The organism is Paraglaciecola arctica BSs20135, assembly GCF_000314995.1.
In the GTDB taxonomy this organism is placed as follows: Bacteria; Pseudomonadota; Gammaproteobacteria; order Enterobacterales; family Alteromonadaceae; genus Paraglaciecola; species Paraglaciecola arctica.
The window spans coordinates 1-2,602 of sequence record NZ_BAEO01000059.1; the positions used below are offsets into that span (position 1 = coordinate 1).

Sequence of the window (2,602 nt, forward strand, 5' to 3'; positions counted from 1 at the left end):
CTTTTTTTATTAGCTCTCAAACCTTTATTTTGTATCAGATAGCTCGTCTCAGTTTTATAGCAAAGGTCGTTGTAACTTTAAGGTGAAGCTATTAATTGCGTTAACTTATTTGAGATAATACTGGTGCATTCTTGGATAGATAGATCTTGGAAAGTATATAAACGTTCAAAAAAATCAAATGATGTCAACGCATCAGCTAACTCTTGGGTCTGGCTATCTTTATCTTTTAACTCAGGAAGCATTTTGAACAGTAATAGACGTAATGTTTTTTGGGTTTTTTGGTAGTTATCTTTAATTATTTGCGAGCGCCAAAATAGCGCATGAGTTGCTCTAATCAAATGGTGAACTTGTACAAACCCTGCTATGCGCCCATCAACAATGCGAGCAATTCTTTGTTCTAAAGTACCGGAAAAATCTTGGAGCGCAAAATGAATTTCATAGTTTGGTCTTTGAGCTTCATTAATTTCTTTATACAACAACTCCATTTCAGAGAAATGACGAAATACCGTTCGTATAGAAATTCCAGCCTGATCGGCAACCTGCTGAGCTGTTGGCATATAACATCCTTGCTCCATCGACTCTAGCATAGCGTCAATGATTGCTTGACGACTACGTTCACTACGTTTAATGCGACCATCCTTTTTTTCGTTTTCCATTGGTATTCACTCTATTAATTAAAAATTTAACAATGTATTTGCAATAAATACTCTTAAATAATTACATTGCAAAATTCGAATTTATTTATTGTCATATGTTAAGTCAATACACTTGAAATACAACAAGAATACATGATTTATCACAATGAAAGAGCAACTCAATTAATATCAATTATTTACACTTTTAATCATTGTTAGCCTGGGTTAATCATGGTACGTAGCCCAACAAAACCGCCATTGCATTATTAAATATTTCATACAGAAACTATAAGTCAAATTGACATTATTTGAGCGCTAATTTACGTATTCGCAATGAAATATTAGAACAATTCCATTATCCAGTGTAGGCAGTTTTATTGACCTAGTTATCATTGTAAAAACACACATCCGCAACCTGCGGTACTAGGTAGAGAAACTCTTACCTAAAAGTAAATAACGCGTGCAAAATTATTAGGCAATATCACCATAATTGTCTTAGGAGCAGGCTAAATAGCAACCGGTTATACGGTAATTAAAGATATTTCGAGAATTCATAAAAATGACGACACACTAACGTCTTAATTAGATAGATACTGGTCACTAGTTTAATTTGAATGACTTAAACCTCCGAATAGAGGAGCTCAGTATTGGTGCAAAAAATAGAGTCGATAGTGTGCGCAAGGCAGAAAACCTTAATATTTTGCCCAAGAAGAATTAGGTGGCCGCCTTCATTTAACGATTTATTTAATAGGAGTTTGCACTTGCGCAAGTATTATCAAACTCAATAACTTGCTGTGACGACTCTTCTGCTCGCTCCACAAAATACCCCATAAGTTAATTGATCCGCTCCATTAAAAAGTGGAGACTTCGTTAAGCGACATATTGTTGTTCAAATATTTCAAAGCTAAGATAGCCCAAGGCACTATGCCTTCTCTTTTTGTGTAATCAATTTCTATGTATTCAAATACATGTTGCCTCATGGAATTTCGGTTCATGATTGGCTCATACTGAATGACTTCCACTTTCAATGAATGAAAGAAGCTTTCCACGGCGCCAGAGTGCCATATTCAACGCATCACATACTAACCCTGACGTCATCTGAGTACTCATTGACCAACCAATCACTGCGCGGGAGTGCAAGTCAATGACAACAGCTAGGTAGAGTCAGCCTTCGCTCGTCATCAAATAGGTAATATCACCTGCCCATTTTTGATTAGGCTTATCGGCTGTAAAATTCCGCCCCAGCAGATTAGGTGCAATCGGTAAATTATGTCGACTATCAGTCGTCACTTTGAACTTACGTGCTGCCTATTCATACTCCTGCAATGGTTTTAACATCGGGCCGAATTCCTTGCTCTGCTAGGTCTACCTAAATTCGTCTGTCATCAAACGCTGCTTTAATACGCTCGTCACGGTGCTGCTGTGCTTGTTGACGTTTACTGGTCGTTTGCACGATATACTCCACGCATAAAACCCACTTGGCGATACACACAACACCTTGACCATTCGCGTAATACGGAATGTCTTTTGGTGCCCTTACATAAATTCAAATCGTGCTATTTTTGATTCTTCGCGAAATAGGTGGCGGCTTTTTTAAGTGCAGATGTACGCCAGTAATAAAGTTGAGGCTCAGCCACACCAAGCTCTCTAGCCGTTTGTGCAACACGACTTTACTCGCCAATTTAAGCGCTTCTTCTTTGAATTCTGCCGAATAGGTTTTACGTTTATTCTTAGTTGTCATTATTCACCTCTGTGAGTTTGTTTACTCACTTAATGAGGTGTCCAAAACTAATGGTTCAGATCAGTCACGCTATGCTTTCGTAAGCTCACAAATATTGCAGACATAATTGCGTGTAGAATCTTTTTAAAAATACTACGTTATAATGAAAATTACATATTACTCCCATTTACATTTAAAATTGCATACCGCCGAAGACTGAAGGAGATCTGGTAATTTGATTTCAAAT

General features: G+C 37.3%; 1 protein-coding gene and 1 pseudogene. Both read right to left on the reverse strand.

Annotated elements, in window-relative coordinates:
- Positions 1–77: 77 nt before the first annotated feature.
- Positions 78–656: a TetR/AcrR family transcriptional regulator gene (locus GARC_RS19635; protein WP_007623546.1), complete on the reverse strand. Its 579-nt coding sequence runs from the start codon at positions 654–656 to the stop codon at positions 78–80.
- 849 nt (positions 657–1,505) lie between these two features.
- Positions 1,506–2,376: pseudogene (locus GARC_RS26475) on the reverse strand (IS3 family transposase).
- Between the last annotated feature and the right edge of the window lie 226 nt (positions 2,377–2,602).